Here is a 4,122-nt window from a genome sequence, read left to right as displayed (position 1 = left end):
GCCGACGTGTTCGGCAACCTGGAGCGCTACAAGGACAAACTGGTCCTGCGCCCGCAGGAGATCTCCAACCACCCTGAAGTCGTGCGCCGCCTCGGCATCATCGGCATCAACACCGCCCTGGAGTTCGACATCTATGGCAACGTCAACTCCACCCATGTCTGCGGTACACGGATGATGAACGGCATCGGTGGCTCGGGCGACTTCGCGCGCAACGCGCACCTGTCCGTGTTCGTGACCAAGTCGATCGCCWAGGGCGGTGCGATCTCCAGCGTGGTGCCGATGGTCAGCCATGTTGACCACACCGAACATGACGTCGACATCCTCGTGACCGAAGTCGGTCTGGCAGACCTGCGAGGCCTGGCACCGCGGGAGCGTGCCCGGATCATCATCGACAAGTGCGTGCACCCGGATTACCGCCAGGCGCTGAATGATTACTTCACCGCCGCATGCGCCATCGGCGGGCACACCCCGCACATCCTGCGTGACGCCTTGAGCTGGCACATAAACCTGGAAGAAACCGGGCAAATGCTGAAGAAGTAATTGCTACAGATAGCAGCTGGCGCAAACACAGTTTCGTCAGCTGGCTCTTACCCGCCTCCCAATATGAAAAAAACTGTACTGCTGTACCGGTCATTTCCCGAGGAAAATTCCTACCTTACCGAGCCAAAACAGCAATTTTGCACCTTAATAGTGCGCATAGGTACAGTTGCCTCAATTTTGACCAGTACACCCCCTATAAACAGTTAACTGAGCCCTCACAATACAGATGAACTGTATCTACAGAGACTAGGCAAACGAGAGGATCATGGGCACCAGTTAAACCACTACCTAATCCCGCCATAAGCGGAAGGATGACCACCATGGAACGTACACTCAGTTCCGATCTGTTCTTTCAAGACACTGCTGCAAAAACCCAGGCTTCCCTGCCTCTGCGCGTTATCGCCAACCTGATGCTGTGGCAGCGCCGCATCACCAGCCGCCATCAACTGGCTCGCCTGGATTCGCGTCTGCTGGCTGACGCCGGGATTAGCGAAGCACAACGCTACGAAGAGCTGAGCAAGCCGTTCTGGCGCTAAGCTAGCGTCGCTGGCTCTGACCTGAAGGTCCACCGCCAGCAACCCGAATTGAAAAAACAAGACCCGTCGTGGGAAACCACGACGGGTTTTGTCGTTTTGGCCTGTCAAATCCAGTCTTACAGTAGGGAAACCCGGATACCAGTACAGTTTGAAAAAAATACAAATTTGATGAGTACAATATCATCGCAGTGTGTCTGTAGCGGATGTTCGGCCGGTGTCAGCATGGAACCCTCTACCTATCAGGACAGGGACCGCACCATGAATTTTTTACAGGATGTTTCCACCCCATCGGTTCAATCGAGACCTCGCCTGAACGGGGTCAGCGATCTGTTAACAGGGCTCTTCGCCAGTCTCGAAAGAGCGAGAACACGACGTTTACTGGCTCAACTCGATGATCGTCAGCTATCAGATCTTGCTATCAGCCACGCCGACCGCAGCAATGAATTGGATAAACCGTTCTGGCGCTGACTTCCTGCTGGCATGGTCGGGGCTGTTCGAACCGGCACGCACAAGCCTAATATCAGACCAGAACGTAGCGAACGCCGAGTGCCTGGCGTCTGACATTGCAGACACTGCGCCATATTTCAATTGGTCTACCCAAAGGAGTTACCCCAATGCCCCGTCTTCGCCTGCTTAGCGCCGCGGTCCTGTTTGCCGTGGCTGCCAGTGCCCAAGCCAGCAGCTTCATCGTGACCACGGATGCTGTAGTCAATGCGCTCAAAGCCACGTCCGATGCGACCACCAACGTCGTCTCGTCTTCGTTCAAGGATGACAAGATCGTGCTTGCCGCCCGTGACGACGCCGCCAGCTTCGTCGCCAGTGAAGGCTCCATCCGCGGCGTGAAACTGGAAAGCGCCATCGATCACATTCACCGCCAGGCGCCACAGCTGAACGCAACCGACGCCCAACTGGCGCAAGCGATCCTGACGATCTAAACGACGGCACAGACATGGGGCACGCCCGGCGCGCCCCAATGTTTCGACGCTGGCTCTAGATCGGGCCTTGCGCTAGCCTTGGGACTCATTTCCAACTGTCGAGTCTCATGCGTTTTCCTTCAAGTCTCTTGATCGCTCCAGTCTTGCTTACCCTTGGTTACTGCGGATCAGCCCACGCTTATGACGCTTTCAACCTGTCCACCCAAGGCGTCGTCGCCAGCGGTTACGCCACAAGTTTGGTGACCAGCGCCCCCTTCGACCATAAACTGCTGCTCGCCGCCCAGGATGACGCCGCGGCATTCATTGCCAGTGACGGCCAACTGAGAGGCGCACGACTGGAGTCGGCCCTGCGGTATCTGCGCCGAACCCAGGCAAAACTTCATGCCAGCGACCTTGAACTGGCACAAGCAATTCTCGTCCAATAGTTATCCCTGCTTTTCTGGAGTCGTTCCATGCGTAACCCGCTGATTGCTGCCACCTTAGGCCTGCTGCTGTTGGCCGATGTGGCCCAGGCACATACTCTGGTTGCCACCAGTAATATGCTGATCCGTGCTACCCAGCGCACCCTCGATTTCACCTCCGACACCACCACGTCCATCCGCGATTCGAAAATCGTGCGCGAAGCCCAGGACGACGCCGCCAGTTTCGTTGCCAGCAATGGCGACATTCGTGGCGCTCACCTGGAGTCCGCTTTCGACCTGCTGCGTACCCGCGTGCCTGAAGCTCGCGACGCCAGTGATCAGGACCTCGCCGAAGCCATCCTCGCGCTGTGAAGCGTCCAGGCGCCTGGCTGCTGGCCGGGGCCCTGTTGCTGCTAGGCAACACGGCCCACGCAGGCCTTCAATTACAGCTAAAGACCGAAGGTCTGACTCCCACGCAACAGCAAGCCAGCCAAGCTTTGCTCGATGAAGCCATGCAGGCACTGCCGCCACGCTTTATCGAGCAACTCGATCGACGCATCGACGTCGGCTGGACCGATGACATGCCACGCAACGCCTACGGTCAGGCATCACTGGTGTCCGAGCTCGATCTGAACCGCAACCTGCTGGCCGGTCTCACCGATGGCAGCGCCGCGACGAAGAAAACCCATCGCCCCCATGGCACCGTGCGCCGGGAAATGCTGGCCACGGTGTTGCACGAGCTGACTCACATCTACGATCGCTCGCGCCTGTGGCCGGATGCCGAGCGCAAGCTGATTCAACGCTGCACCYAGCGCAACAACAGCTCAGGGCTGGTTGGCATTCCCGACCAATGCCGGGGCCAGTYGGATCGGCGTTTTACCCTCAGTGATGATCCACGCCTGCTCGACCTCGCCGGTTGGCAGCAATACGTAGGCCGTCGCGGTGAACGCGAACAGCACAATCGCCAGATTGCCCGCAGTCCGGACATCTACGAGACCAGCAATCCAAAGGAATTCGTCGCGGTCAACATGGAGTATTTCCTCCTCGACCCGAGCTACGCCTGCCGCCGACCCGCGCTGTACCGCTACTACAAGGAACATTTCGGTTGGGCGCCTGCCGCCAAAAACACCTGCAGTAAAACCTTCGCTTTCCTCAATGCCGGCAACGACTTCGCCAAGACACCTTTGGGCCAGGTCGATCCGGAGCGGGTGTATGCCGTTGACTATCTGCTGGCCGAGGCCAACCAGAACCTGTTCAGCCGCTGGGGCCACAGCATGTTGCGCCTGGTGATCTGCGCGCCGGGCCGACCACGCGGACCGGATTGTCGACTGGACCTGGACCAGCATCTGGTGCTGTCGTACCGCGCCTTCGTCGGCGACGTACAGCTGTCGAGCTGGGATGGCCTGGTCGGTAAATACCCGTCGCGGCTGTTTATCCTGCCGCTGTCCCAGGTCATCGACGAATACACCAAGACCGAACTGCGCAGCCTGGCCTCCGTGCCCCTGAACCTGTCGCGCAGAGAGATTGAAGACGTGGTGGGACGTGCCGCCGAAATGCACTGGAGCTACGACGGCAACTACTTCTTCCTGTCAAACAACTGCGCAGTGGAGGAACTGAAATTGCTGCGCGGCGGGACCAACAACCCGCAGTTGGTTGGACTCGACAACATCATGCCCAACGGTTTGCTGGAAGTGCTGAAGGGACGGGGAC

General features: G+C 58.4%; 7 protein-coding genes. All 7 read left to right on the top strand.

Annotated features, from left to right (window positions below; translation table 11 throughout):
- Positions 1-540 (top strand): acetyl-CoA hydrolase/transferase C-terminal domain-containing protein (locus ACXRVY_RS19050; RefSeq protein ID WP_458237985.1); only part of this gene is annotated, 540 nt, incomplete at its 5' end.
- A 320-nt stretch (positions 541-860) separates the two neighbouring features.
- The gene (locus ACXRVY_RS19045) at positions 861-1,076 is read left to right on the top strand and encodes a DUF1127 domain-containing protein (RefSeq protein WP_108218709.1); all 216 of its coding nucleotides are present in this window, start codon (positions 861-863) and stop codon (positions 1,074-1,076) included.
- Positions 1,077-1,334: 258 nt separating this feature from the next.
- On the top strand, positions 1,335-1,544 hold the full coding sequence (locus tag ACXRVY_RS19040) for a DUF1127 domain-containing protein (RefSeq protein ID WP_223459273.1): 210 nt from the start codon (positions 1,335-1,337) through the stop codon (positions 1,542-1,544).
- A gap of 146 nt (positions 1,545-1,690) precedes the next feature.
- Complete coding sequence (locus ACXRVY_RS19035; RefSeq protein ID WP_223459265.1) at positions 1,691-2,011, top strand: DUF2388 domain-containing protein; 321 nt, start codon at positions 1,691-1,693, stop codon at positions 2,009-2,011.
- A 107-nt stretch (positions 2,012-2,118) separates the two neighbouring features.
- Entirely contained in the window at positions 2,119-2,436 is a 318-nt protein-coding gene (locus ACXRVY_RS19030) for a DUF2388 domain-containing protein (RefSeq protein ID WP_223459263.1), read from the top strand.
- Between the two features lie 27 nt (positions 2,437-2,463).
- On the top strand, positions 2,464-2,784 hold the full coding sequence (locus ACXRVY_RS19025; RefSeq protein ID WP_008002141.1) for a DUF2388 domain-containing protein: 321 nt from the start codon (positions 2,464-2,466) through the stop codon (positions 2,782-2,784).
- On the top strand, positions 2,781-4,122 hold a 1,342-nt coding region (locus ACXRVY_RS19020), incomplete at its 3' end, for a DUF7844 domain-containing protein (protein ID WP_458237984.1). The genes ACXRVY_RS19025 and ACXRVY_RS19020, both read left to right, overlap by 4 nt.

This window comes from Pseudomonas sp. P5_A2_2 (assembly GCF_054177685.1).
This window is presented reverse-complemented; position numbering and strand designations above follow the sequence as displayed.

Coding starts and splice junctions, on each gene's coding strand:
- ACXRVY_RS19025 (WP_008002141.1), top strand. CDS start 2,464: ATGCGTAACCCGCTGATTGCTGCCACCTTAGGCCTGCTGCTGTTGGCC.
- ACXRVY_RS19040 (WP_223459273.1), top strand. CDS start 1,335: ATGAATTTTTTACAGGATGTTTCCACCCCATCGGTTCAATCGAGACCT.
- ACXRVY_RS19045 (WP_108218709.1), top strand. CDS start 861: ATGGAACGTACACTCAGTTCCGATCTGTTCTTTCAAGACACTGCTGCA.
- ACXRVY_RS19030 (WP_223459263.1), top strand. CDS start 2,119: ATGCGTTTTCCTTCAAGTCTCTTGATCGCTCCAGTCTTGCTTACCCTT.
- ACXRVY_RS19035 (WP_223459265.1), top strand. CDS start 1,691: ATGCCCCGTCTTCGCCTGCTTAGCGCCGCGGTCCTGTTTGCCGTGGCT.